Here is a 22,821-nt window from a genome sequence, read left to right as displayed (position 1 = left end):
CATCAAATCCGCAACTGCACTTCTATATGCAGCTGCCGCCGTCGTCCTCATCAGGCGCATCGCTCGTTACGCATGAGATTCAAGACAGGCTCTGAAAAATTTCAGTTTGTTCCTGTTGTTCATCGAGACTCTTCCTATCCGGAAGATGATCCTAATCATTCAGTAAATATCGACATCATCGATAAGACGTCTGGCCAAAAAGTACGGCAGATGCACTTGTTTGGGGACTGTGACATAGAAACTTGGGGCGTTGGTAATGTCGCTATAACGAAATGACACGTTGGTGGAGTTGTCGCAGTTCAATTAGTCGTTCGCTTAAGCGATCCCAATGTCTGCAAACAGGCCCTCCGTATTTCACCCATCAAGCCCTAAGGCCGTTTTCCGCCCGGCTGGCTGCGCTGGGCTTCGGTCAGGCTCTGGAGGGCGCGGCCTTGCATGTCGATTTCGCGCTGCTCTGAATAGCTGAGGCCATCGCGGGCGCTGCGATCGGCCTGGGCGTCGGCGCGGTCGGCCTCGCGGCGAAGCGCGCGCGCCTGTTTCTTGCTGAGCGTGCCGCTCTTGCGACCGTCCCGTATATCCTGACGCGCGCGATCCAGTTCATAATCGCCTGCGGGCCGCGGTTCGACCCGGACATTGACCGGGCCGGGGGTGGGGGTCGGTTCTGTCTTCGGCGCGATTTGCGCGGGCAGCGCGGCCGGCAGGGCGAGGGCGGTCAGAAACAGGCTGGGCAGGGCAAGGGTTATGCGCATGGCGTTGCTCCTACAGGACGGGGCAAGGTCAGCCCGAAGTGCTGAACCCGCGCTGAACCTTCAGCCGATGATGTGCGGTACGAAGCGCGCGGCATTGCCGGTGATCGGCCCATCCTCGCGAATGCCCATGCCGGCCGGGTCGCCATCCACCACCCAACTGCCCAGCACCGGCCGCCGGTCGCCTGCACCGGGCAGGGTATAGAGCCGCTGGTAGACGTAGCCTTCCTCGCCATAGTCGCCGCCGCTCTGCGCGACGGTTTCGCCATTGCGGACGATGCGGATATTGGCGCCTTCGCGGGAGAGCAAGGGCTTGACCACATGGTCGCCGGTCATGGCCACGCGGCTGGCCTCCAGCAGATTGGGGTGGCCGGGGAACAGATCCCACAGGATCGGCAGGATCGCCTTGTTGCTCCAGATCATCTTCCAGATCGGCTCGATCCAGAGCGTCGTATCGAGACTTTCGATCACCTCCCGGCCGAAGGGTTCGTGGACGATCCATTCCCAGGGATAGAGATGATAGAGCGCGTCGATCGGCCGATAGTCGAGGTCGACGAAGCGGCGGCGGGCGCTGTCCCAGCCAAGATCGGTCGCCAGGATGCGTTGCGTGTCGATCCCCGCTTCCCGCGCCGTGTCCGCCATATAGGCAACCGTCACCGCATCCTCGCCCATATTGCCGTCGACATAGGTGAGGTGCAGCATGGACGTGCCACGCGGTGGGGCGATGGCGCGCCATCTGGCGACCAGCCGCTCATGCAGGCTGTTATACTGGTCGGCGTGCGGGAAGACCGCTTCCTTCCAGTCCCACTGGATGACGGATGCCTCCAGCAGGCTGGTCGGCGTGTCGCAATTGAATTCGAACAGCTTGGGCGGCCCCGCCCCGTCATAGCCAAGGTCGAACCGGCCATAGTTGAGCGCGGCCGGCTCCCCGTCCCAGCTTTGCCGGATCGGTTCGTGGCAGAAATCGGGGATGCCGAAGTCGCCGAGCAGATCATGGTCCAGAACATGCTGGCCGGCGGCGATGAACAGGCGGTAGAGTTCGGCCGTCGCCGTCTCGATCGTTTCGACCTGCGCCGGGGTGAAGCGCCAGGCGGCGCTTTCGTCCCAATAGGGGCGATCGTTCGCGCCGTGCCAGACGAGGCCGAGCGATTCCACCCGCGCCTGCCAGGCCGGGCGCGGCGTGCAGTCTATCCGTTCCATCAGGACAGGCCGGTGCGGCCGGACAGGCCCAGGCCGCCGCGCGTCACCGTGGCGGGCGATGCCTCGCCATAATTCCGGCCGAAGCTGGGGGCGATGGAGCCGCCGCCGAGCGGTTGGCCGACCCGTGCGACCGTGCTGCCCCGATTGAGATAATACCAGAGGAATGCGCCACTCGCGATGCCGCCGCCGGCATGGGAGCGACAATTGCTGTCATCCACCCGGCGCCCTTCCGCGTCGCGGCAGACGCGCACATCGGCATTGGCGGTGTCAGGTTCGCGCGCGCAACCGGAGACGAGCAGCGCGGCCGCCACGGCGGAGGTGATCGGCAGGACGCGCCGGTCGAATGTCTGAGTCATGCCGACAGTATAGACGGCAAGATGAAAGGCTGGCGACAGGCTTTTGTCCGTCGCCAGCCTTTGCCTTCACTTGCCCGCGCGGTCCTTGTCCCGGATGGCGCGGAATTCGTCGCCATCGACCCAGTTGGGCCAGTCGCTGGTGTTGGCCAGCGCGCGGCCGACGTCATAATAGAGCTTCAGGTCGGCGGCGACGCCGGTCCAGTCCCAGTTGGGATCATATTCGTCCTTGGGACCGTGATAGCGATGCTCGGTATAATCCTCGGCCGCGGCCATGCCGGCGGCGGTGCCGCCCTTCACCAGATCCTCGCCACCCTCGAAATAGAGCATCGGCAGGCCATGCTTGGCGAAGCTGAAATGGTCGGAGCGGTAATAATAGCCCTTTTCCGGGGTCGGTTCGAGCGTGGCGACGCGCCCCTGTGCGTCCAGTGCCCGGTCAAGATAGGCGTCGAGTTGCGACTTGCCCTTGCCGATGACGACGACATTCCTGGCGAGACCCGCGACGCTGAGCGCATCCATGTTGACGCCGCCGACGGTCTTGCTGAACGGGAAGACCGGGTTGCTGCCATAATAGGCCGAACCCAGCAGGCCCGATTCCTCGCCGGTGACGGCCAGGAACACCTGGCTGCGGTCGGACGGGCCGGCCTTCACATTGGCCTGGGCCAGCGCGACCAGCGCGGCGGTGCCGGTGGCATTGTCGACCGCACCGTTGCAGATATCGTCGCCGTCGGGCGCCGCCTGGCAATGGCCCAGATGATCCCAATGGGCGCTGTAGAGCACATATTCGTCGGGGCGGGTCTTGCCCGGCAGCAGCGCGACGACATTCTTCGACGCATGCTTGCGCAGGTCATTGTCGAACGAGACATTGGCCTTGATCGCGCCCAGCGGCACGGCCTTGAAGCCCTTCTGCTTGGCGGCGGCCATCTGCTGGTCGAGGTTGAGGCCGGCGTCGGCGAACAGGGCGGCGGCCTTGTCCTTCTGGATCCAGCCGATCGCCGCCGACTGGTCGGCATTGCCGCCCGGATTGTCGGCGACATGCTGCGACCCGGTCCAGCTCGACTGGACGACGTTCCAGCCATAGGCGGCCGGCTCGGTGTCGTGGATGATGATCGCGGCGGCGGCACCCTGGCGCGCGGCTTCCTCGAACTTATAGGTCCAGCGGCCATAATAGGTCATGGCGCGGCCGTTGAACGGACCGGTCAGGCCCGGCGTCTGATAATCCGGGTCATTGACCAGGATCAGCACCGTCTTGCCCTTCACGTCGAGGCCCGCATAGTCGTTCCAGCCCTTTTCCGGGGCGTTGATGCCATAGCCGACGAACACGACCGGGCTGTCCTTGACCTCGATCCTGGGCTGGGTGGTGCGATAGGTGCCGATCACCATTTCCGGGCCATAGGCGGCGGTGATCGGGGCCTTGCCGCCGGTGAAGCTGAGCGCCGAAACATTCTTGGCGGTGATCTCGACCAGTGGCACGTCCTGGAACCAGCTGCCCTTGTTGCCGGGCTTGAGGCCCAGTTTCTCGAACTCCGCGGTCAGCAGCGCCAGCGTCTTTTCCTCGCCCACGGTGCCGGGCGCACGGCCTTCATAGGCGTCGGACGAAAGCTCCTTCACCAGCCGCTTCATCGTGTCGATCGAGGGGGCGGCGTCGCTCTTGGCAGCCGGGGCGGCCAGCGCGACGGCGGGCGTCAGAGCAGGAGCGGAAAGGGCGAGAACGGCGGCGATCGCCGCGACGGAGCTGCGCATGGAGGGAACCCTTGTCTTTATGGAATGCGCCTGATGCCACCGCCACGGGCCGAGGGCAAGAAATGCCGATTGTCACAATTGTCGTAGTTGGTTAGCAATCGGGCCGGGGAATTTTGGGGGAGTATTTTTACATTATGAATTGCGTTGCAAACACGGTGCGTCTCGGCGCGCTGATGGGTTTCTGTTCCTTGTCGACGATCGCCCAGGCCGAGCCGGATGTGCTGGCCAAGGCCTTTGGCGCGCGCGAGACGGTGATTTCCGCCAGCCTGTCGCCCGATGGGCAAAAGATCGCGCTGGTCACGGCTGGCGCAGGGCGAACGACCCGCACCTATGTGCTCAATGCGCAGGAAGGTGCGGAACCCAAGGTGGTCGCCGGCGCCAGCGGCAAGCCGGAATATCTGTATCGCTGCAACTGGGCTTCGAACGATCGGCTGGCCTGCACCATCGGCGGCGAAAGCCGGGTCGGCGACGATGTCTATGGCTTCAGCAGCGTCTTCGCGGTCGATGCAGCCGGCGGCAATGTTCGCCCGCTCAGCAAGCGGCATGGGGAAAATGCCCTGGGCTTCGACCTGCGCGGCGGCGAGATCATCGACCTGACGGCAGGCGAGGAAGGATCGGTGCTGATGACCCGATCCTATGTCCCTGAAGCGAAGGTTGGCAGCCTGATCGATCAGAAGCTGCAAGGGCTTGGCGTCGATCGTGTGGATACCCGTACCGGTGGATCCAAACGCATCGAACAGCCCCAGACGCTGGCGGTCGAATATATCTCGGACGGTCGCGGCACTGTTCGCGTCATGGGCCTTCAGGAAAATAAGGGCTCAGGCTATGCCAAGGGCACGATCCGCTATCTCTACCGTCCCCTGGGCAAGGGGGAATGGAGCGACCTTGCAACCTATAATTTCAGCGATCGCACCGGCTTCAATCCCTATGCGGTCGATGCCGAGAAGAATATCGTCTATGGTTTCGAACGGATCGATGGCCGATCGGCGCTGGTCAGCATCGAACTGGATTCGGGGTTGAAGAAGTCGGTCGTCTATGCCCATCCGACGGTGGACGTGAACCGCCTTGTCCAAGTCGGTCGGGAACGGCGCGTCGTGGGTGTCGGCTATAGCGAGGACGATTACCGGGTCGTCTATTTCGACGAGCAGGTGAAGGCGCTGGTCGCGTCGCTGGGCAAGGCGCTGGGCGGCAAGGCCGTCTATATTGGCGACATGAGCCAGGATCGGCAGCGCATTCTGGTCTGGGCCGGTAGCGATACCGATCCCGGACAATATTATCTGTTCGATCGCACCGCCAAGAAATTGTCGCCGGTGATGCCCGACCGCCCGGAACTGGCGGGACAGGCCCTGGCACAGATGAAGTCGATTTCCTACAAGGCGTCGGACGGCACCGTCATCCCCGCCTATCTGACCCTGCCGCCGGGCAAGGATAGCGCAAGGGGACTCCCGGCGATCGTGATGCCGCATGGCGGGCCGGAAGCACGTGACGAATGGGGCTTTGACTGGCTCTCGCAATATTATGCCGCGCGCGGCTTTGCCGTGATCCAGCCGCAGTTTCGAGGGTCGGCGGGCTTTGGCGAACAATGGTTCATGCGCAACGGCTATCGTTCCTGGCAGACGGCGATCGGCGATATCGTCGATGCGGGGCGCTGGCTGGTGGCGGAGGGCGGCGCCGATCCCACGAAACTCACCATATTGGGCTGGTCCTATGGCGGCTATGCGGCGCTGCAGGCGCAGGCGATCGATCCCAAATTGTTCAAAGCGGTGGTGGCGATCGCACCTGTCACCGATTTCGCCGATCGTATTCGACGGTCGCAATATAATGCGGATTATCTGCTGCAGCAGAAGCGCATGGGCACCGGCAGCGACGCAGCGGACGCATCGCCGATCAACCATGCCGCTGAATTCCGTGCGCCGGTGTTGATGTTCCACGGCACCGACGATGGCAATGTCGACATCAGCCAGGCGCGTGCGATGCAGTCCAAGTTGGAGGGCGCGGGCAAGCGCAGCCGGTTGGTCGTCTATGACGGCCTGACCCACGGTCTGAACGACAGCGACGCACGGGCAGACATGCTTCAGCAGAGCGCCGATTTCCTGCTGCAGGCGGGGAAATAGGAAAAGGAAAGGGGAGGCTTCGGGCCTCCCCTTTTTTGTCCTGCGTCCAGGTGAGGTAATGGCCAAAGAAAAAGGCCAAAAGAAAAGGGCGGTCCCTTGCGGGGCCGCCCTTCTCCAAATTCTGTCCGGAAGGACCGATTAGCGCGAATAGAATTCGACGACCAGGTTCGGTTCCATCTTCACCGGGTAGGGCACTTCGTCCAGCGTCGGAACGCGGATGTAGGTGACCTTGGTGGCGCCGTCGGGGGCGACATAGTCGGGGATGTCACGCTCGGGCAGGCTCTGCGCTTCCAGAACCAGCGCCATTTCCTGCGCCTTCTTGCCCAGGGTGATTTCGTCGCCCGGCTTCACCAGACGCGAGGCGATGTTGCACTTCACGCCGTTCACATAGATGTGGCCGTGCGAAACGATCTGGCGAGCCGAGAAGATGGTCGGCGCGAACTTGGCGCGATACACGACGGCGTCCAGGCGGCGCTCCAGCAGGCCGATCAGGTTCTGGCCGGTGTCGCCCTTCATGCGGCTGGCTTCGAAATAGTTCTTCTTGAACTGCTTTTCGGTGATGTCGCCGTAATAGCCCTTCAGCTTCTGCTTGGCGCGGAGCTGGATGCCGTAATCCGACATCTTGCCCTTGCGGCGCTGGCCGTGCTGACCGGGGCCATATTCGCGCTTGTTGACCGGGCTCTTCGGGCGACCCCAGATGTTCTCGCCCATACGACGGTCGAGCTTGTACTTGGCGCTAGAGCGCTTCGACATACCTAATTCCTTACAACTGCATACTACGTTATCCGCCCTCCAGATCCGATGGACCGAGGTCCGCGTACAGCGGAGGGCGAAGGCTTCCCGGTCATCGCCTGTTTCCATATTTCAGGGACAGGGCCGCCGCTTCACCGGGATGCGGGGCCAATCGCGAAGGCGCGCCTATGGAGAAGGTGGGGTATTATGTCAAGCCCGGACATCTGTCGCGACTGGGGCCTCGACAGGCCGGGGGGCGGGCCTTAATCCGGCGGCCATGAAGCCCGAAGACTATACCAGCATGATCGAGGTGCGCGCCGGTGTCGACGCCCTCGACCGCCAGCTCGTCGCCCTGCTCGACCAGCGTTTCGCCCATATGCGCGCCGCCGCCCGGATCAAGCCGGATCGCAGCGCCGTGCGGGACGAGGCGCGCAAGCGCCAGGTGATCGACAATGTACGCGCCGAGGCCGAGCGGCTGGGCGCCCCCGGCGATGTGATCGCGGACCTGTGGGAGCAACTGGTCGAAGCCTCGATCGCCTATGAAATGGCGGAGTATGACCGCACGCGGGGTTAACGCTCGCGCGGCCGGTTGAGGTGGGACAGCACGCCGCGCAGCGTGCGCACCTCCAGATGGTTCCAGCCCGGCTTGGTCAGCAGGTTGCGCAGCGTCAGCTTGGTCGCGGGCGCGCGGTCGGGCGGGAAGAAATAGCCGACCTTCTCCAGCAGCGTGTTGAGCTGCAGGATCATGCCTTCCAGCTCCTCCTGCGGCGCGGGTTCGCCCAGCTCGGTCACGGTCGGCTGCGCCAGATTGGCCTGCTTTGACCATTCATAGGCGCACAGGATCACCGCCTGGGCAAGGTTCAGCGAGCCGAATTCCGGGTTGATCGGCACGGTCAGGATCTTGCGCGCCAGTGCGACATCCTCCGTCTCCAGCCCCGAGCGTTCCGGCCCGAACACATAGGCGCAGCGGCCCTGTGCGGCATGGATTTCCTGTGCCGCTTCCTCGGGCGTGACCACCGGCTTGGTGACGCCACGCTTGCGCACGGTGGTGGCATAGACATGGGCGCAGTCGGCGACCGCATCGGCCAGCGTCTCATAGACCTGCGCCTTGTCGAGGATGAAGTCCGCGCCCGCCGCCGCCGGGCCGGCATCGGGATTGGGCCAGCCATCGCGCGGGGAAACGAGCCGCATCTCGGTCAGCCCGAAATTCAGCATCGCCCGCGCCGCCTTGCCGATATTCTCGCCCAATTGCGGACGGACCAGGACGATTACGGGGGGGAGGGGGGAGGTGTCAGTCATAATTCCGTTCGTCCTGAGTAGGGGCTGAGCCACCTCCGCTTCCGTTCGGTTCGAGCCAGGGTCGAGCGAAGTCGAGACCCGTGGTCGAGAACGCGCAGCATCCGAGACCGCTTTCCAATCTCCCCTTATCAGGGCTTCCTTCTTCTTGCGGGACCAGTCCTTGATCTGATGTTCACGCTCCAGGGCGTCAATCCGATCGGGGAATGTCTCGCTGAAAACCAATTCGACCGGACGTCGGTCGTGCGTGTAGCCGGCAATGGTGCCGCTTTGATGCTGGGCTATCCTGCGCTCCAGGTCATCGGTGTGACCGGTATAATAGCTCCCGTCGGAGCAGCGCAGGATATAGACCCAGAAACTCATTGCGCGCGCGGTTCTCGACAGGCTCGAACCGAACGGACCTTGGGTGTCCGGCGGGCGAGAGTGATTTTACTCACTCCCGACCTCCTTCACCGTGCTCGCGAAATCCTCGAAGTCGCGGGCGTCGGTGAAGTCCTTGTAGACGCTGGCGAAGCGGATATAGGCGACGCTGTCGAGGCGCTTGAGCCCTTCCATCACCATCTCGCCGATCGATCGCGCCGGGATCTCGCTTTCGCCGCTGGTTTCCAGCTGGCGCTGAATGCCCGAAATCAGCTTCTCGATCCGGCTGGGGTCGATCGGCCGCTTGCGGCAGGCGATGCCGATGGAGCGGGCCAGCTTGTCGCGCTCGAACGCTTCCTTGCGGCCCTCGCTTTTCACCACCCAGATGTCGCGCAACTGGATGCGTTCGAAGGTGGTGAAGCGCGCGCCGCAGGCTTCGCACTGCCGGCGACGGCGAATGGCATTGCCATCCTCCGTCGGCCGGCTGTCCTTTACCTGGCTGTCCTCATGGGCGCAGAAGGGGCAGCGCAAGCGGGCTTACCCCTGATAGATGGGGAAGCGGGCGCAAAGCGCGGCGACACGCTCGCGGACGCTGGCTTCGACGGCGGCATCGCCATGTTCGCCATTGTCACGCAGACCTTCCAGCACGTCGGCGATCATGTCACTGATATCCTGGAACTCGGCGACGCCGAAGCCGCGGGTGGTGCCGGCCGGCGAACCGACGCGGATGCCGCTGGTCTTGGTCGGCGGCAGCGGGTCGCCCGGCACGCCATTCTTGTTGCAGGTGATGAAGCTGCGTTCCAGCGCCTCGTCCGCATCCTTGCCCGAAATACCATAGGGGCGCAGGTCGATGAGGGCGAGGTGGGTGTCGGTGCCGCCCGAGACCACGGCCAGGCCGCGCTGCTCCAGCTTGCCGGCCAGCGCCTTGGCATTGGTGACGATCGCCTGCGCATAGGTCTTGAATTCGGGCTGCAACGCTTCGCCGAAGGCGACAGCCTTGGCGGCGATGACATGCATCAGCGGGCCGCCCTGCAGGCCGGGGAAGATCGCCGAATTGATCTTCTTCGCGATCGCCTCGTCGTCGGTCATGATCATGCCGCCACGCGGACCACGCAGCGTCTTGTGCGTGGTGGTGGTCACGACATGGGCATGGCCGAAGGGCGAGGGATGGGCGCCACCGGCGACGAGGCCGGCGAAGTGGGCCATGTCGACCATCAGCAGCGCGCCGACCTTGTCGGCGATCGCGCGGAAGCGGGCGAAGTCGATCTGGCGCGGATAGGCGCTGCCGCCGGCGATGATCAGCTTGGGCTGGCACTCGATCGCCTGGGCCTCGACCGCGTCATAGTCGATGACATGGGTGTCTTCGCGCACGCCATATTGCACGGCGTTGAACCACTTGCCCGACATGCTGGGCTTGGAACCGTGGGTCAGGTGACCGCCGGCGTCGAGCGACAGGCCCATGATGGTTTCGCCGGGCTTGACCAGCGCCAGCATCACGCCGCCATTGGCCTGTGCGCCCGAATGGGGCTGGACGTTGGCGAACTGGCAGCCGAACAGTTGCTTCGCGCGGTCGATGGCGAGCTGTTCCACCACGTCCGACGGGGCGCAGCCCTGATAATAGCGCTTGCCCGGATAGCCTTCGGCATATTTGTTGGTGAAGACGCTGCCCTGCGCTTCGAGCACGGCCTGCGACACGATATTTTCCGACGCGATCAGTTCGATCTGGGTCTGCTCGCGCTTCAGTTCCTGGGCAACGCCGGCGAACACGGCCGGATCGGCAGCGGCCAGGCCTGCGGTGAAATAGCCTTCGGGACGAATGTCCGACAGGTTGGGCTGGGTGAGGGTTTCGGTGCTCATCTCAAGTCCTTTCAGAGCGCGGGCTGGGACAGTTTCTCGACGCGGCCGGCATGGCGGCCTCCGCCGAACTCGGTGGTGAGGAAGGCGGTGACGCAGGCCTTGGCCATGTCGATGCCGGTCAGGCGCGCACCCATGGCCAGAACATTGGCGTCATTATGCTCGCGCGACAGCGCGGCCGACAGCGGTTCGCCGACGAGGGCGCAGCGACAGGCCGGGTTGCGGTTGACGGCGATCGAGATGCCGATGCCCGAGCCGCAGAGCGCGATGCCGCGTTCCGCTTCGCCCGATGCGACGGCGGTCGCGAGCTTGTAACCAAAATCGGGATAATCGACGCGATCGGCGGTGGCCGGGCCGAGGTCGGCGACCTCATGGCCCTCGTCGCGCAACCATTGCGCAAGTTCGGCCTTCAGGTCGACGGCGGCATGATCGGAAGCGATGGCGATTTTCATGGGTGCGTTCCCCTGCGGCTTGGGGTGATTCGTTTCTGCGCGCCTCATAGGGGCATGGGCCGCCAATTGCCACAGTCCAGCTAGGCGCCTATGGACTGGCCCATGGCGGGCATGATCCTTTCGATATTGATGCTGGCGGGTATCCTGCTGACCGGCGGGGGAATTTACGCGATCGTGAAGCGCGGCGACCGCAAGCGCGGGGTGCTGATGATCGTCGCGGGGCTGGTGATGTTCGGCAATGTCGCGATCAGCGCGATACCGATGCCGCCGCCGCAGCAGGCGCGCTGAACGGTGGGCAGCAAGAAGGGCGCAACCTTGCGGTCGCGCCCTGTGCTTGTTTCGGGTGGCCGGATCAGGCGGCGTCGCGATCCTTGTTGATGTCGACCAGATGGCCGCCATTCACGGCGATCTTCTTGGGCTTCATCGCTTCGGGCACTTCGCGCACCAGTTCGATCACCAGCAGGCCGTCGGCCAGGTCCGCCTTTTCGACGCGGACGAAATCGGCCAGTTCGAAGCGGCGTTCGAAGCTGCGATTGGCGATGCCGACATGCAGGAACTTGGAACGGTCGGCGTTGGTCTCATCCTTGCGGCCGATCACCTGGAGCAGATTCTGCTGGGCGGTGATGTCGATTTCCTCGGGACGGAAGCCGGCGACGGCCAGGGTCACGCGATAGCGGTCCTCGGCCAGGCGTTCGATGTTGAAGGGCGGGTAATTGTCGCCCTGCGCCAGACGGGCGTTATTTTCGATCAGGTCGAACAGACGATCGAAGCCGACGGTCGAGCGGCGATAGGGGGTAAGGTCGAAACCACGCATGCTCATAATCTCCAACAGAGCAAAATGATCCTGGCGGACCCGGTCTTCGGCGTCCGGCCTATGCTTGCGCCCGACCCCATGTGGCGGCCGGACGAGATTGATATGGTTGGCTCTTTGCGTTGTTCAAGAGGGGGCTGGGGCGAAGCATCGCGCGGCCTGTCCTACAGCGCCCGCGGGCGATAGACTGGCGAGAAGAGGGCGCGGAAAATGGACGGGAACGTAACAAAATTTCCGTCTTGAATCCGAAAATGCCAAGATGTGCGGCAAATATACGAAGTTGAACGGGGCGGGCGCCCAAGAGTCGCCGAACAAAAAAGTGCCCGGGCCGCTTTCGCGATCCGGGCACTTAATGGACGATTGCTCGTCTCCCCCTTGGCCTGCCTCTACCGACTTCTCAGCCCCCTAAGCTTGAAGTGGGAAGCAGTATCCCTGAACCACGGCCTTTTGCCTGTGCCTCGGGAGCCTTGCTATGACTGGCGCAGCCTGCTGTCACGGGCAAAATCCGGCCGCTGTGATTTTCTGTATCGGCCTGTGTCCCGTGTGCAACAATTCCGCAATCCTTGCCGTTAAGGCTCAGCCTGCTAGACCGGCCGCATCACCACCAGAAGGGCCATTCGCGCCACCATGATTCTATCCCGCTACGAACGCATGATCGCCAAGCGCTATTTGCTGCCGGGCAAGGGGGAAGGCTTCATCTTCCTCGTTGCCGGCATCAGCCTGGCCGCGGTCATGCTCGGAGTCGCCGCGCTCATCATCGTCATGAGCGTCATGAACGGGTTCCGTGCGGAGCTGTTCGACAAGATTGTCGGCCTCAACGGCCATGCCGTGGTGCAGGGCTATGGCGGGCGCCTGCCCGACTGGCGCGATGTGCTGAAGGAAGCCAAGGCGACGCCGGGCGTCACCAGCGCGACCCCGCTGATCGAACAGCCACTGCTCGGCCTTTATCAGGGCCGGGTCGAGGGCGTGCTGGTGCGTGGCATGACCGTGCCCGACATTCGCAGCAACACGACGCTCAAGGGCAAGGTCGTCGCCGGCGATCTCAATGCGCTGACGGCCAATAGCGAGAAGGTCGGCATCGGTGTCCGCCTGGCGGAAAATCTGGGCATCCAGGTCGGCGACCATATCAGCATCATGAACCCGGCTGGCCGCGCGACCCCGTTCGGCACGATGCCGCGCCAGATATCCTATCAGGTGGCGGCGATCTTCGAGGTCGGCGTCTATGATTATGACAAGGCCTTCGTGGTCATGCCGATCGAGGATGCGCAGACGCTGTTGCTGCTGGGCGATGTCGTCAGCATGATCGAGGTCGAGACGGTCAATGCCGACAGGGTCGGCCAGATATTGGAACCGCTGGCCGCCAAGGTCGCGGGTCGCGCCGTGGTGCAGGACTGGCGCCAGATGAACGCCAGCCTGTTCGAGGCACTGGCGGTCGAGCGGGTGGCGATGTTCGTCGTGCTGTCGATCATCGTGCTGGTGGCGGTGTTCAACATCCTGTCCTCGCTCATCATGCTGGTGCGTGCCAAGACGCGCGACATCGCGATCCTGCGCACCATGGGGGCGAGCCGGGGCGGACTGGTCAAGATCTTCATGACGGTAGGCGTCACCATCGGGACGCTCGGCATGGCGGCAGGCATGGTGCTGGGCTTCACCTTCCTCTTCTTCCGCCAGAGCGTGGTGAATGTGATCCAGTTCGTGACGGGGCAGAATCTGTGGGATCCCTCGATCCGCTTCCTGACCGAATTGCCGTCCAAGCCCGATCCGGTCGAGATCGTCATCATCTGTCTGATGGCGCTGGTCTTCAGCTTCCTCGCCACCCTTTATCCGGCCTTCAAGGCTGCCAATACCGATCCTGTCCAGGTGCTGCGCTATGAATGATGTCCTCAAGGTCAGCGGCCTTTCCCGCAGCTTCACCCAGGGCGGCGTCACCATCGACGTGCTGCGCGGCGTCGACCTGACGGTCGGGCCGGGCGAGATCGTGGCGCTGCTGGGACCGTCAGGCTCAGGCAAGTCGACGCTGTTGCAGGCGGTCGGCCTGCTGGAAGGCGGCTTCGACGGATCGATCCGCATTGCCGGCGAGGAAGCGGCGAAGCTCGACAATGACGGGCGGACCCGCCTGCGCCGCGATGCGCTGGGCTTCGTCTATCAGTTCCACCACCTGTTGCCCGATTTCAACGCGACCGAGAATGTCGTGCTGCCGCAGGTGATCCGCGACGCGACCATGGCGGCGGCGCGGACCCGCGCGGAATCGCTGCTGACGGCGTTGGGGCTGGGCCATCGGCTCGACCATCGGCCGAGCCAGTTGTCGGGCGGCGAGCAGCAGCGCGTGGCGGTCGCCCGCGCACTCGCCAATCGCCCGGCGCTGGTGCTGGCGGACGAGCCGACCGGCAATCTGGACGAGCGCACCGCCGACGTGGTGCTGGCCGAATTCCTGCGCCTGGTGCGGGGCGAAGGATCGGCGGCGCTGGTCGCCACCCATAATGAGCGGCTGGCGCAGAAGATGGACCGGGTCGTCCGCCTGCACGAAGGGCGGTTGGAAGAGGCGTCAGGCCGGTAACAGCCCTTCGCGCGGGGTCGCGACCATGATCTGGTCGCGGCCATCGCCCTTGGCGCGCAGCAGCGCCGCGTCGGCGGTCGTGACCAGCCGGGTGGCAGGACCATGGTCGGGGCAGGCGGCGAGGCCGAACGAGGCGGTGATCGGCCCCAGTTCCTGACCGCGATGTTCGACCCGCAGGTCGCGGATGCGCTGCTGGATCTGGGACGAACGGGCCAGCGCCTGCTCCAGCGTGAAGCCGGGCATCAGCAGCACGAATTCCTCGCCGCCCAGGCGGAAGGCGAAGCCCTGTTCGCGCAGCGAGTCGCCCAGCACGGCGCCGACCGCGCGCAGCACCGCGTCGCCGGCATCATGGCCATAGCTGTCGTTGAACCGCTTGAAATGGTCGATGTCGACCATCAGGCAGGCGAGCGGGGCATGGTTGCGCTCCGCCTCGTCCACCAGTGCTTCGAACATGGCGTCGAAATGGCGGCGGTTGGGCAGGCCGGTCAGTGCGTCGGCCATCGCCATTTCGCGCAGTGCATCGCGCAGGCGCAGATTGGCGAGCGCCAGGCCGATATTCTCGGCCAGCATCTCCAGATATTTTTCGGCCCGGTCGAGATGTTCGGCATCCATGTCGCGGGTCTGTTCGAAATAGAGCAGGCCGATGCTTTCGCCCTGCGCCGCCAGCGGGATGCAGATGGTCGGGACGGCGGTTTCGCCCTCCAGATGCTCGCAGGCAATGTCGACCATCTCGCCGCGCGGCTTGTGGACCTGGCCGCGCCGCAGCGCCCAGCAGGCCGAAGCGGGGAAATCGCTGCGCGACTGTCTGGGATCGAGCCAGTCGCAGGCTTGCAGCATCATGTTGCGACGGATGTCATGGATATAGAGGCGGCCGGGAAAATCGGGCGTGATTTCCGGGGTGAAGCGACGCACGACTTCGACCAGGTCGGCGGTGCTGTCGCAGCCCTGCAATCGCTGGGTCATGCGCGACAGGAGGTCGCGCATGGTGCGGTCGACGTCGCGCTCCTGCTCCAGTCGCTGCCGTTCCAGGCCATTTTCGCGGAAAATGCGGATTGCCTGCGCCATGTCGCCAATCTCGTCCACCTGCGGGAAATCGGGCGGCACCGCCGCGAAATCCTGCGCGGCGAGGCGGGTGACGACATCGCTCAGCCGCACCACCGGATGGAGGATGCGCTGCTTCAGCACGAAATAGAGGACGCACAGGAACAGCAACGCGGTAACGCCCAGCATGATTTCCGACATGGTCCGCCACTGGCGTGCGGTATCGGTCGCACCCTGCACCGCCGTGTCGGTGCGATGGTCCAGCATATATTGGAAGCGGCCGACCTGGGCGGCCACCCGGTCGAGTTCACGGCCATATTCGTCGCCGAACAATATGGTGCGGGCGGTCTTGTCGTCACCGGCCTGCGCCGCCTTGATCGCGACCTCCTGTTCTTCGGCCAGGGCGTCCGACCACTGGATCGCCTGACGCAGGGCGTTCAATTCATTCTCGTTGGCGCCCGCATCCTTGAGATGGCGGATGCGATCCTCGACCGATCGCAGCGCTTCCTTTTCACGGCGATAGACGACCAGATGGCTGGGATCGCCGGAAATGACATAGCCGCGCGCCTGTTCGGTCAGGCGATAGACATCCTCCTCCAGCGTGGAGGTCAATTGGTCGAAGGTGGCGCGCTGGGTGACGGCGGCGCGTTCGCGCTGCTCGGCCCCGGAGGCGAACAGCATCGTCGTGCCCGATGCCAGGGTCAGCAGGACGGTGGCCCCATAGGCCCAGTTGGTGATCGTGGATAAACGCATGGTGGCGCCTAACCTAGGCCCGATAACTTGGCAATTCGTTACGCCGGCGACCTGGTGACATTGCCTATTTTGCGGCGAGCGCGGTCCTTGGCAAGCGACAAGTGGTGATCTTGTCCACAGCTTTTCGTAGGCCGGGACTGGCGCGCGGGCGCGGGCGTCGTTAGATTGCCGCGATGTCTCATTCCGCCTTCGTACCGCTGCGCATCTTTTCGTCCTTCACCATGCTCGAAGGGGCGATCGACCCCAAGAAGATCGCCAAGCAGGCCAAGGCCCTGGGGTTTCCGGCGGCGGCGATCACCGACCGCAACGGCCTTTATGGATCGATGGCCTTTTCCGATGGTTGCAAGGGCGAGGGCGTGCAGCCGATCGTCGGCGCCATGCTGGGCGTGGCGCGGCCGGGCCGGCCGTCCAACGCGCCGGCGGTGCATGACTGGATCGCCCTCTATGCGCAGGATGCCGGCGGCTATGACAATATCTGTGCGCTCGTGTCGATGGCGCACCTCGACCGGCCGCTGGAGGAAGTGCCGCATGTCACGCTCGACATGCTGGAGGGGCGGACCGACGGCGTGATCGCGCTGACCGCCGGCGGGGAGGGAGCGATCGCCCGCCTGTTTGCCGAGGATCAGCCCGACGCCGCGCTCGCCTATGCCGACCGCTTGCAGGCGCTGTTCCCCGATCGCCTCTATGTCGAGATATGCCGCCGGCTGGACCCGGTCGAGGGCAAGGCGGAGCCGCAGCTGCTCGACCTGGCCTATGACCGCAATCTGCCGCTGGTCGCGACCAACCCGACCTGCTTTGCCGAACCGGAATTTCACGCGGCGCACGACGTGATGCTGTGCATCGCCGACAGCGCCTATGTCGAGACGCCCGATCGCCGCACCAGTTCGCCCGACGCGTGGATGAAGCCGGCGGCGGAGATGAAGCGCCTGTTCGAGGATCTGCCCGAGGCGCTGGCCAATACGCTGGTCGTGGCCCAGCGCTGCGCGGTGATGGCGCCCAAGCGCAAGCCGATCCTGCCCAGCCTGGCCGGCGATATAGAGGGCGAGGGCATCATGCTGCGGGATCAGGCGGCGGCCGGTCTCGATGCGCGTCTGGAGAAGCTGGGCATCACCAGCGCGGAAGGGCGCCAGCCCTATCTCGACCGGCTGAAGTTCGAGACCGACATCATCATCCAGATGGGCTTTCCCGGCTATTTCCTGATCGTCGCCGACTTCATCAAATGGGCCAAGGACCATGACATTCCGGTGGGGCCGGGCCGTGGTTCGGGTGCCGGATCGCTGGTCGCCTGGGCGCTGACCATCACCGATCTCGACCCGTTGCAACTGGGCCTGCTGTTCGAGCGCTTCCTGAACCCGGAACGCGTGTCCATGCCCGACTTCGACATCGACTTCTGCGAAACCCGGCGCGGCGAGGTGATCCGCTATGTCCAGCAGAAATATGGCAGCGACCATGTGGCCCAGATCATCACCTTCGGTAAATTGAAGGCCCGCGCCGTGCTGAAGGACACCGGCCGCGTGCTGCAGATGAGCTATGGCCAGGTCGACCGCCTCGCCAAGCTGGTGCCCAACCATCCGACCGATCCCTGGACCCTGGAGCGATCGCTGAACGGCGTCGCCGAGTTCAAGGCGGAATATGACAATGACAATCAGGTCAAGCGCCTGATCGACTATGCGATGAAGCTGGAGGGCTTCCCGCGTCACAGCTCCACCCACGCGGCCGGCGTGGTGATCGGCGACCGGCCGTTGAGCCAGCTGGTGCCGCTTTATCGCGATCCGCGATCCGACATGCCGGTGACCCAGTTCGACATGAAGTTCGTCGAGGGCGCGGGGCTGGTGAAGTTCGACTTTCTCGGCCTCAAGACGCTGTCGGTGCTGCAAAAGGCGGTGCAGCTGCTCAAGGGGCGCGGCGTCACGGTCGATCTCGACACGCTCTCCTGGGACGATGCCAAGGTCTATGAACTGCTCCAGCGTGGCGACACGGTCGGCGTGTTCCAGCTGGAATCCGAAGGCATGCGCAAGACGCTGGCGGCCGTGCGTCCGACCAATTTCGGCGACATCATCGCGCTGGTGTCGCTCTATCGTCCCGGCCCGATGGACAATATCCCGATGTTCGGGCGCCGCAAGAACGGCCAGGAAGAGATTGAATATCCGCACATCCTGCTGAAGCCGATCCTCGAAGAAACCTATGGCATCTTCGTCTATCAGGAACAGGTGATGCAGGCCGCGCAGATCCTGGCCGGCTACAGCCTTGGCGACGCCGACCTTCTGCGCCGCGCCATGGGCAAGAAGGTGAAGGCGGAGATGGACGCGCAGCGATCGCGCTTCGTCGAGGGTTGCGCCAGGAGCGACATCAAGCCGGCCAAGGCCAACGAGCTGTTCGACTTGATCGACAAGTTCGCCGGCTACGGCTTCAACAAGTCGCACGCCGCCGCCTATGCCCTGCTCGCCTATCAGACCGCCTGGCTGAAGGCCCATTATCCGGCGGAATTCTATGCCGGGTCGATGGCGTTCGATATCCATCTGACCGAAAAGCTGACCGTGTTCGTCGATGATATGCGGCGCATGGGCATGACCTGCCTGCCGCCCGACCTGAACCAGAGCGAGGCCGACTTCACCGTCGAGGCAGTGCCGTATGAGGGCGACGATCCGCGCCTGGGCTTTGCCGTGCGCTATGCGCTGGGTGGCCTGAAAGGCGTGGGTGAGAAGGCGATGGAACTACTGGTCGCCGAGCGCGCAGCCGGCGGGCCGTTCAAGACCCTGGACGATCTGGCCGACCGGATCGAACCGCGCCTGCTCAACCGGCGCCAGCTCGAAAGCCTGGCGGCGGCCGGCGCGTTCGACACCATCCATGCCGACCGGGCCGGGGTGCATGCCGCCGCCGAGACGATCCTGAGCGTCGCGGCGAGCGCGGCGCAGGCGCGCGAAAGCGGGCAGGGTGGCCTGTTCGGCGATGTCGAGACGGCGCATGAAGACGTCCGCATCCCGCCGCATCAGGCCTGGACCGTATCGGACCGGATGGCGCAGGAAAAGGAGGCGTTCGGCTTCTATTTCTCGGCCCATCCGGTCGACCGCTTCCGCCATCTGGCCGATGCGCGGGGCGCGAAAAGCTATGGTGAAATCTGTTCGCAGCCAATGGGCATGCCCAATGCCGAAGGGCGGGTGATGGGCATCATGGCGGCAATGGTCGAGGATGTGCGCTGGCGCGAGACGCGGCGCGGCGCGCGCTATGCCAACGCTACCTTCTCCGACCAGAGCGGCCAGTTCCAGGCGAGCTGTTTCGACGAGGATGCGTGCAAGCAGATCGAGGAACTGGCGCGCGAGGGCGATTGCGCGCTGCTGCATGTCGAGCTGGATCGCCTGCCGGGCGAGGAAACGCCACGCGTCACCGTGCGCCGGATGGAGCCGTTCCGCGAGATCGCCAACGTGTCGCGCATGGAACTGGTGCTGGATATCGAGAAGGTCGAGGCCGTGGCCAGGCTGGCGGCGATCCTTTCGGGGAGCCGGGGCGGACGGTGCGAGGTGTTCGTCCGCGCGCCGGTCGGCAACGGCAAGGCGGCCCGCGTCTTCCTGGGCGACGATTTCACGCTGGGCGCCGATCAGGTCGACGCGATCAGCGGCATTGCCGGGCTGACCGTCCATAATCTGGCGCGGATGGAGGCGAAGTCGGACGGCTATCGCACCCGCAACCGCCGATCGGCCATGCGGCTGGTCGGCTGATCCCGCCCGTTTTCCAGTCTGAGGAGAAATCCGTGTCCGAAGCGACCCTGGCTCTGGTCCATGCCTATTATGACGCCTTCAACCGGCAGGATGCCGAAGGGATGCTGGCGCTGCTGGCCGACGATGTGCGGCACGAGCCGAGCCAGGGCGTGGCCCGCATCGGCAAGGCGGCGTTCGCCGATTTCCTCGCCCATATGAACCGTTGCTATGCCGAGACGGTGATCGATCCGATCGTGCTGGCCAATGCGGAAGGGACGCGGGCGGCGGCGGAGTTCATGCTGGACGGCCGCTATCTGGTGACGGACGAGGGGCTGCCGCCGGCCGCTGGCCAGACCTATCATCTGCGCGTCGGCGCCTTCTTCGACATCGTGGACGGCCGCATTGCGCGCATTTCCAACCATTATAATCTGGCCGACTGGATCGCGCAGGTCGAGGCGGGCTAAGAGTCCATTTGAAAAATGCGCGAAAGAACGCATTTTTGATACGGCACCGGCCCACGCCCCCACCCGACCACCCAGATATGCTACCCTGATGGGGGTCGGGTGAGGGTGTGGGCCGGTGCGGATGCGCCAGAGGCGCATTCCAAACAAGATTAAGCCTGCCGCCTGTCCTGTCGCCATCCCATACTGAGGTATCCTTGACCCAGATCCGCGTTGCCGCCGCCCAATATCCGATCGAGCAGGTGCAGAGCTTTGCCGCCTGGCAGGAAAAGCTGACTCGCTGGGTCGAGGAGGCGGCCGCGCTGGGCGCGACCCTGGCGATCTTCCCCGAATATGCGGCGATGGAGCTGGCCGGGATCGATCCAGAGCGGGCGGCGGACCTTGCCGCCTCGCTCGACCTGGTGATGCAGTTTGGCGAGGCCTATGACCGCGTCCATGCCGAGCTTGCGGCGCGGCTGGACATCATGATCCTGGCGGGGAGCCGGCCGGTGCGGGAAAGCGACGGGCGGATCGTCAATCGCGCCCGGCTGTTCTGCCCCGACGGCACCACCGGCCATCAGGACAAGATCATGATGACCCGGTTCGAGCGCGAGCGCTGGGGCATCAGCGGCGGCGACAGCATCAACCTCATCCACACGCCGATCGGCCCGGTCGGGATCTCGATCTGCTACGATGTCGAGTTTCCGATGATCGCGCGGGCGCAGGCGGAGGCTGGTGCCAAGCTGATCCTGACGCCGTCGGCCACCGACACGATGCAGGGCTATTGGCGGGTGCGGATCGGCGCGCAGGCGCGGGCGATGGAAAATCAATGCTTCGTCGTCCAGTCGCCCAGCGTCGGCATGGCCCCCTGGCTGCCCTGCATGGACGAGAATTTCGGCGCCGCCGGTGCCTTCGGCCCGCCCGACGGCATGATGCCCGACGATGGCGTGATCGCGCTGGGGCAGGCGAATAGCCCGGCCTGGGTGGTGGCGGACATCGACATGGCCATGGTCGACCAGTTGCGCGCGGACGGCACGGTGCTGCCGTTCCGCCACTGGCCCGAACAGCATGTGCCCTTCCACATCATCCAGAATGGCGCGGGGTCGGACGTGATCGCGCAGATGGCCAGCGATGCCGCGCGCGACGATGCGCCGGCCGCGCCGCAAATCGAAGATCAGGAGATTGCAGAATGACCGAGCCGTCGATCATCGTCGACCGCGTGACCAGCGACGCAGAGGGGCTGGAGGCGCTGGCGACGCTGCGCATCCGCATCTTCCGCGAGTGGCCCTATCTCTATGAGGGCGATGCCGCGCATGAGGAGGAATATCTGCGCGCTTTCCTGGCGAGCGACCGGGCGACTTTGGTGCGGGCGCGGATCGGCGAGGAGCCGGTCGGCATCGCCACCGCGTCGCCGCTGGCGGGGCAGCCCGACAGCCTGGTCGCGCCGCTGGTGGCGGCCGGCATCGATGTCGCGCGCAGCTTCTATTTCGGCGAGTCCGTGCTGCTGCCGGCCTATCATGGCCGCGGCATCGGCCATCTCTTCTTCGACGCGCGCGAGGCGGCAGCGCGCGACGCTGGCGCTGATTTTGCGATCTTCTGCGGCGTGGTGCGCCAAGAGGACGACCCGCGCCGCCCGGCCGATGCCCGCGACCTTGCCCCCTTCTGGCGCAAGCGCGGTTATGCGCCGATCGAGGGGGCGCTGTGCGAGATGAGCTGGAAGGAAATTGGCGGCAGCGAAAAGGTCAGCCACCCGATGCAATTCTGGATGCGGGCGCTGTAAGGGGCGGGGCCGGGTCTTTGGCCGGGCCAGCCGTGCCGTTATAGCGTTGCACTATGCGACTGGTCTGGCAGGATCGGCGCTCCACCACCAGAAAAGCAGGAGTGGGTGCATGATCATCTATGGCGCGCGGCCGTCGCCCTTTGTGCGCAAGGTCATTGTCTTTGCAGCGGAAAAGGGGATCGACGTGGAGGTGCGGCCGGCCGGGTTCGGCAAGGGCGGCGCGGAGTTCGAGCGGGCGTCCCCCTTCGGCAAGATCCCGGCACTGGTCGACGGCGATTTCGCGATCAGCGATTCGACCGCGATCATAACCTATATGGATGCGCTGCGCCCCGATCCGAACCTGATCCCGACCGAGCCGAAGGCGCGGGCGCGGACGATATGGTATGAGGAATTTGCCGACACCATCGCCCAGCCGGTGGGCGTCGACATCTTCTTCAACCGGGTGGTCGGCAAGCTGCTCGACATGCCGCACGACCCGGCCCGTGCCGACCGGGCGGAGGCGGAGAAGATGCCGGGCATCTATGACTATCTGGAAGCGACATTGCCGGAAAGCGGCTGGCTGGTGGAGGATCGCTTCACCCTGGCCGACATTGCCGTCGCCTGTCCGCTGATCAATGTCTGCTATTGCAGCAACGGGTTGAAGGACGGGCGCTGGCCCAGGGTGAAGGCCTGGCTCGATCGGCTGCGGGCGCGGCCGAGCCTTGCCGGGGCGATGGCGCAGGAGGCGCGGATGCTGGGCAAGGTGGAATAACCCATATGGAACATTCTTCTTGACATCGTCACGCTGATCGGGCAGAGAAGAAGAAAGTCGATCATTGCGAGTCGCCGGCATCGGTCGGTGGTGGCGATGGGGCGGCTGGGCTTTGCGAACCCGGGTCTTCGAGGGCGGCTTTC

22 protein-coding genes are annotated in these 22,821 nt (G+C 64.6%); 11 read left to right on the top strand and 11 right to left on the bottom strand.

Annotation, left to right across the window (positions count from 1 at the left end; all coding sequences use genetic code 11):
- Nucleotides 1–276: hypothetical protein (locus GGQ90_RS29100; RefSeq protein WP_223178397.1), on the top strand; the 276-nt coding region annotated here is incomplete at its 5' end.
- A 92-nt stretch (nucleotides 277–368) separates the two neighbouring features.
- Here GGQ90_RS29100 and GGQ90_RS22415 read toward each other — a convergent pair.
- From GGQ90_RS22415 to GGQ90_RS22400, 4 genes are all read right to left on the bottom strand, one after another.
- A complete protein-coding gene (locus GGQ90_RS22415; protein ID WP_188084012.1) occupies nucleotides 369–749 on the bottom strand; it encodes a hypothetical protein in 381 nt (126 codons plus the stop codon).
- 60 nt (nucleotides 750–809) lie between these two features.
- Nucleotides 810–1,946, bottom strand: a complete 1,137-nt coding sequence (locus tag GGQ90_RS22410; RefSeq protein WP_188084011.1) for a glutathionylspermidine synthase family protein — start codon at nucleotides 1,944–1,946, stop codon at nucleotides 810–812.
- A complete protein-coding gene (locus tag GGQ90_RS22405) occupies nucleotides 1,946–2,302 on the bottom strand; it encodes an EexN family lipoprotein (protein ID WP_188084010.1) in 357 nt (118 codons plus the stop codon). Before GGQ90_RS22405 ends, GGQ90_RS22410 begins: the two co-directional genes overlap by 1 nt.
- A gap of 66 nt (nucleotides 2,303–2,368) precedes the next feature.
- Nucleotides 2,369–4,042 carry a M28 family peptidase gene (locus GGQ90_RS22400; RefSeq protein ID WP_188084009.1) on the bottom strand — a complete coding sequence of 558 codons (1,674 nt, stop codon included), beginning with the start codon at nucleotides 4,040–4,042 and terminating at the stop codon, nucleotides 2,369–2,371.
- Nucleotides 4,043–4,215: 173 nt separating this feature from the next.
- On the opposite strand from GGQ90_RS22400, the gene GGQ90_RS22395 reads away from it, so the two are divergent.
- Nucleotides 4,216–6,156, top strand: coding sequence for an alpha/beta hydrolase family protein (locus GGQ90_RS22395; protein WP_188084014.1), 1,941 nt, complete (start codon nucleotides 4,216–4,218; stop codon nucleotides 6,154–6,156).
- A 138-nt stretch (nucleotides 6,157–6,294) separates the two neighbouring features.
- Here the strand turns inward: GGQ90_RS22395 and rpsD are convergent, their stop codons facing one another.
- Nucleotides 6,295–6,909: a 30S ribosomal protein S4 gene (gene rpsD / locus GGQ90_RS22390; protein WP_188084008.1), complete on the bottom strand. Its 615-nt coding sequence runs from the start codon at nucleotides 6,907–6,909 to the stop codon at nucleotides 6,295–6,297.
- A gap of 256 nt (nucleotides 6,910–7,165) precedes the next feature.
- Here rpsD and GGQ90_RS22385 point away from each other — a divergent pair, with 256 nt between their 5' ends.
- A complete protein-coding gene (locus GGQ90_RS22385; protein ID WP_188084007.1) occupies nucleotides 7,166–7,462 on the top strand; it encodes a chorismate mutase in 297 nt (98 codons plus the stop codon).
- Here GGQ90_RS22385 and GGQ90_RS22380 read toward each other — a convergent pair.
- The 4 genes from GGQ90_RS22380 to rpiB all read right to left on the bottom strand — a co-directional run bounded on the left by GGQ90_RS22380 (nucleotide 7,459) and on the right by rpiB (nucleotide 10,850).
- Nucleotides 7,459–8,547: a TrmJ/YjtD family RNA methyltransferase gene (locus GGQ90_RS22380; RefSeq protein WP_188084006.1), complete on the bottom strand. Its 1,089-nt coding sequence runs from the start codon at nucleotides 8,545–8,547 to the stop codon at nucleotides 7,459–7,461. The genes GGQ90_RS22385 and GGQ90_RS22380 overlap by 4 nt on opposite strands.
- 66 nt (nucleotides 8,548–8,613) lie before the next feature.
- Complete coding sequence (nrdR, locus tag GGQ90_RS22375) at nucleotides 8,614–9,075, bottom strand: transcriptional regulator NrdR (RefSeq protein ID WP_010337343.1); 462 nt, start codon at nucleotides 9,073–9,075, stop codon at nucleotides 8,614–8,616.
- 6 nt (nucleotides 9,076–9,081) lie between these two features.
- Nucleotides 9,082–10,401: a serine hydroxymethyltransferase gene (gene glyA, locus GGQ90_RS22370; RefSeq protein ID WP_246428380.1), complete on the bottom strand. Its 1,320-nt coding sequence runs from the start codon at nucleotides 10,399–10,401 to the stop codon at nucleotides 9,082–9,084.
- A gap of 11 nt (nucleotides 10,402–10,412) precedes the next feature.
- Nucleotides 10,413–10,850: a ribose 5-phosphate isomerase B gene (gene rpiB, locus GGQ90_RS22365; protein WP_188084005.1), complete on the bottom strand. Its 438-nt coding sequence runs from the start codon at nucleotides 10,848–10,850 to the stop codon at nucleotides 10,413–10,415.
- Nucleotides 10,851–10,952: 102 nt separating this feature from the next.
- On the opposite strand from rpiB, the gene GGQ90_RS22360 reads away from it, so the two are divergent.
- Nucleotides 10,953–11,138, top strand: a complete 186-nt coding sequence (locus GGQ90_RS22360; RefSeq protein ID WP_026109318.1) for a hypothetical protein — start codon at nucleotides 10,953–10,955, stop codon at nucleotides 11,136–11,138.
- A gap of 64 nt (nucleotides 11,139–11,202) precedes the next feature.
- Here GGQ90_RS22360 and GGQ90_RS22355 read toward each other — a convergent pair whose 3' ends face one another.
- The gene (locus GGQ90_RS22355; protein WP_010337347.1) at nucleotides 11,203–11,670 is read right to left on the bottom strand and encodes an Hsp20 family protein; all 468 of its coding nucleotides are present in this window, start codon (nucleotides 11,668–11,670) and stop codon (nucleotides 11,203–11,205) included.
- A gap of 618 nt (nucleotides 11,671–12,288) precedes the next feature.
- Here GGQ90_RS22355 and GGQ90_RS22350 point away from each other — a divergent pair.
- Both GGQ90_RS22350 and GGQ90_RS22345 read left to right on the top strand, forming a co-directional pair.
- Nucleotides 12,289–13,539 carry a lipoprotein-releasing ABC transporter permease subunit gene (locus GGQ90_RS22350; protein WP_188084004.1) on the top strand — a complete coding sequence of 417 codons (1,251 nt, stop codon included), beginning with the start codon at nucleotides 12,289–12,291 and terminating at the stop codon, nucleotides 13,537–13,539.
- Nucleotides 13,532–14,218: an ABC transporter ATP-binding protein gene (locus GGQ90_RS22345; RefSeq protein ID WP_188084003.1), complete on the top strand. Its 687-nt coding sequence runs from the start codon at nucleotides 13,532–13,534 to the stop codon at nucleotides 14,216–14,218. Before GGQ90_RS22350 ends, GGQ90_RS22345 begins: the two co-directional genes overlap by 8 nt.
- On the opposite strand, the gene GGQ90_RS22340 is transcribed toward GGQ90_RS22345, so the two are convergent.
- Entirely contained in the window at nucleotides 14,207–16,012 is a 1,806-nt protein-coding gene (locus GGQ90_RS22340) for a diguanylate cyclase (RefSeq protein ID WP_188084002.1), read from the bottom strand. The genes GGQ90_RS22345 and GGQ90_RS22340 overlap by 12 nt on opposite strands.
- 173 nt (nucleotides 16,013–16,185) lie before the next feature.
- Here GGQ90_RS22340 and dnaE point away from each other — a divergent pair, with 173 nt between their 5' ends.
- The 5 genes from dnaE (at nucleotide 16,186) to GGQ90_RS22315 (ending at nucleotide 22,678) form a co-directional block, all read left to right on the top strand.
- Nucleotides 16,186–19,728, top strand: coding sequence for a DNA polymerase III subunit alpha (dnaE, locus tag GGQ90_RS22335; protein ID WP_188084001.1), 3,543 nt, complete (start codon nucleotides 16,186–16,188; stop codon nucleotides 19,726–19,728).
- 32 nt (nucleotides 19,729–19,760) lie between these two features.
- Entirely contained in the window at nucleotides 19,761–20,171 is a 411-nt protein-coding gene (locus GGQ90_RS22330) for a ketosteroid isomerase-related protein (protein ID WP_188084000.1), read from the top strand.
- 194 nt (nucleotides 20,172–20,365) lie between these two features.
- Complete coding sequence (locus GGQ90_RS22325; RefSeq protein WP_188083999.1) at nucleotides 20,366–21,340, top strand: carbon-nitrogen hydrolase family protein; 975 nt, start codon at nucleotides 20,366–20,368, stop codon at nucleotides 21,338–21,340.
- On the top strand, nucleotides 21,337–21,927 hold the full coding sequence (locus tag GGQ90_RS22320; RefSeq protein ID WP_188083998.1) for a GNAT family N-acetyltransferase: 591 nt from the start codon (nucleotides 21,337–21,339) through the stop codon (nucleotides 21,925–21,927). The genes GGQ90_RS22325 and GGQ90_RS22320 overlap by 4 nt, the downstream gene beginning before the upstream one ends.
- Nucleotides 21,928–22,036: 109 nt before the next feature.
- A complete protein-coding gene (locus GGQ90_RS22315; protein WP_188083997.1) occupies nucleotides 22,037–22,678 on the top strand; it encodes a glutathione S-transferase family protein in 642 nt (213 codons plus the stop codon).
- The last annotated feature ends 143 nt before the right edge of the window (nucleotides 22,679–22,821 follow it).

The sequence above is a fragment of the Sphingobium scionense genome, from assembly GCF_014197035.1.
Classification (GTDB): Bacteria; Pseudomonadota; Alphaproteobacteria; order Sphingomonadales; family Sphingomonadaceae; genus Sphingobium; species Sphingobium scionense.
The sequence above is the reverse complement of the archived record's forward strand: the minus strand, read 5'-3'. Positions and strand labels throughout refer to the sequence as shown.

Excerpts from the sequence above, each read along its gene's own strand:
- GGQ90_RS22415 (WP_188084012.1), bottom strand. The coding sequence starts at position 749 with ATGCGCATAACCCTTGCCCTGCCCAGCCTGTTTCTGACCGCCCTCGCC.
- GGQ90_RS22410 (WP_188084011.1), bottom strand. The coding sequence starts at position 1,946 with ATGGAACGGATAGACTGCACGCCGCGCCCGGCCTGGCAGGCGCGGGTG.
- GGQ90_RS22405 (WP_188084010.1), bottom strand. The coding sequence starts at position 2,302 with ATGACTCAGACATTCGACCGGCGCGTCCTGCCGATCACCTCCGCCGTG.
- GGQ90_RS22400 (WP_188084009.1), bottom strand. The coding sequence starts at position 4,042 with ATGCGCAGCTCCGTCGCGGCGATCGCCGCCGTTCTCGCCCTTTCCGCT.
- GGQ90_RS22395 (WP_188084014.1), top strand. The coding sequence starts at position 4,216 with ATGGGTTTCTGTTCCTTGTCGACGATCGCCCAGGCCGAGCCGGATGTG.
- rpsD (WP_188084008.1), bottom strand. The coding sequence starts at position 6,909 with ATGTCGAAGCGCTCTAGCGCCAAGTACAAGCTCGACCGTCGTATGGGC.
- GGQ90_RS22385 (WP_188084007.1), top strand. The coding sequence starts at position 7,166 with ATGAAGCCCGAAGACTATACCAGCATGATCGAGGTGCGCGCCGGTGTC.
- GGQ90_RS22380 (WP_188084006.1), bottom strand. The coding sequence starts at position 8,547 with ATGAGTTTCTGGGTCTATATCCTGCGCTGCTCCGACGGGAGCTATTAT.
- glyA (WP_246428380.1), bottom strand. The coding sequence starts at position 10,401 with ATGAGCACCGAAACCCTCACCCAGCCCAACCTGTCGGACATTCGTCCC.
- rpiB (WP_188084005.1), bottom strand. The coding sequence starts at position 10,850 with ATGAAAATCGCCATCGCTTCCGATCATGCCGCCGTCGACCTGAAGGCC.
- GGQ90_RS22360 (WP_026109318.1), top strand. The coding sequence starts at position 10,953 with ATGGCGGGCATGATCCTTTCGATATTGATGCTGGCGGGTATCCTGCTG.
- GGQ90_RS22355 (WP_010337347.1), bottom strand. The coding sequence starts at position 11,670 with ATGAGCATGCGTGGTTTCGACCTTACCCCCTATCGCCGCTCGACCGTC.
- GGQ90_RS22350 (WP_188084004.1), top strand. The coding sequence starts at position 12,289 with ATGATTCTATCCCGCTACGAACGCATGATCGCCAAGCGCTATTTGCTG.
- GGQ90_RS22345 (WP_188084003.1), top strand. The coding sequence starts at position 13,532 with ATGAATGATGTCCTCAAGGTCAGCGGCCTTTCCCGCAGCTTCACCCAG.
- GGQ90_RS22340 (WP_188084002.1), bottom strand. The coding sequence starts at position 16,012 with ATGCGTTTATCCACGATCACCAACTGGGCCTATGGGGCCACCGTCCTG.
- dnaE (WP_188084001.1), top strand. The coding sequence starts at position 16,186 with ATGTCTCATTCCGCCTTCGTACCGCTGCGCATCTTTTCGTCCTTCACC.
- GGQ90_RS22320 (WP_188083998.1), top strand. The coding sequence starts at position 21,337 with ATGACCGAGCCGTCGATCATCGTCGACCGCGTGACCAGCGACGCAGAG.
- GGQ90_RS22315 (WP_188083997.1), top strand. The coding sequence starts at position 22,037 with ATGATCATCTATGGCGCGCGGCCGTCGCCCTTTGTGCGCAAGGTCATT.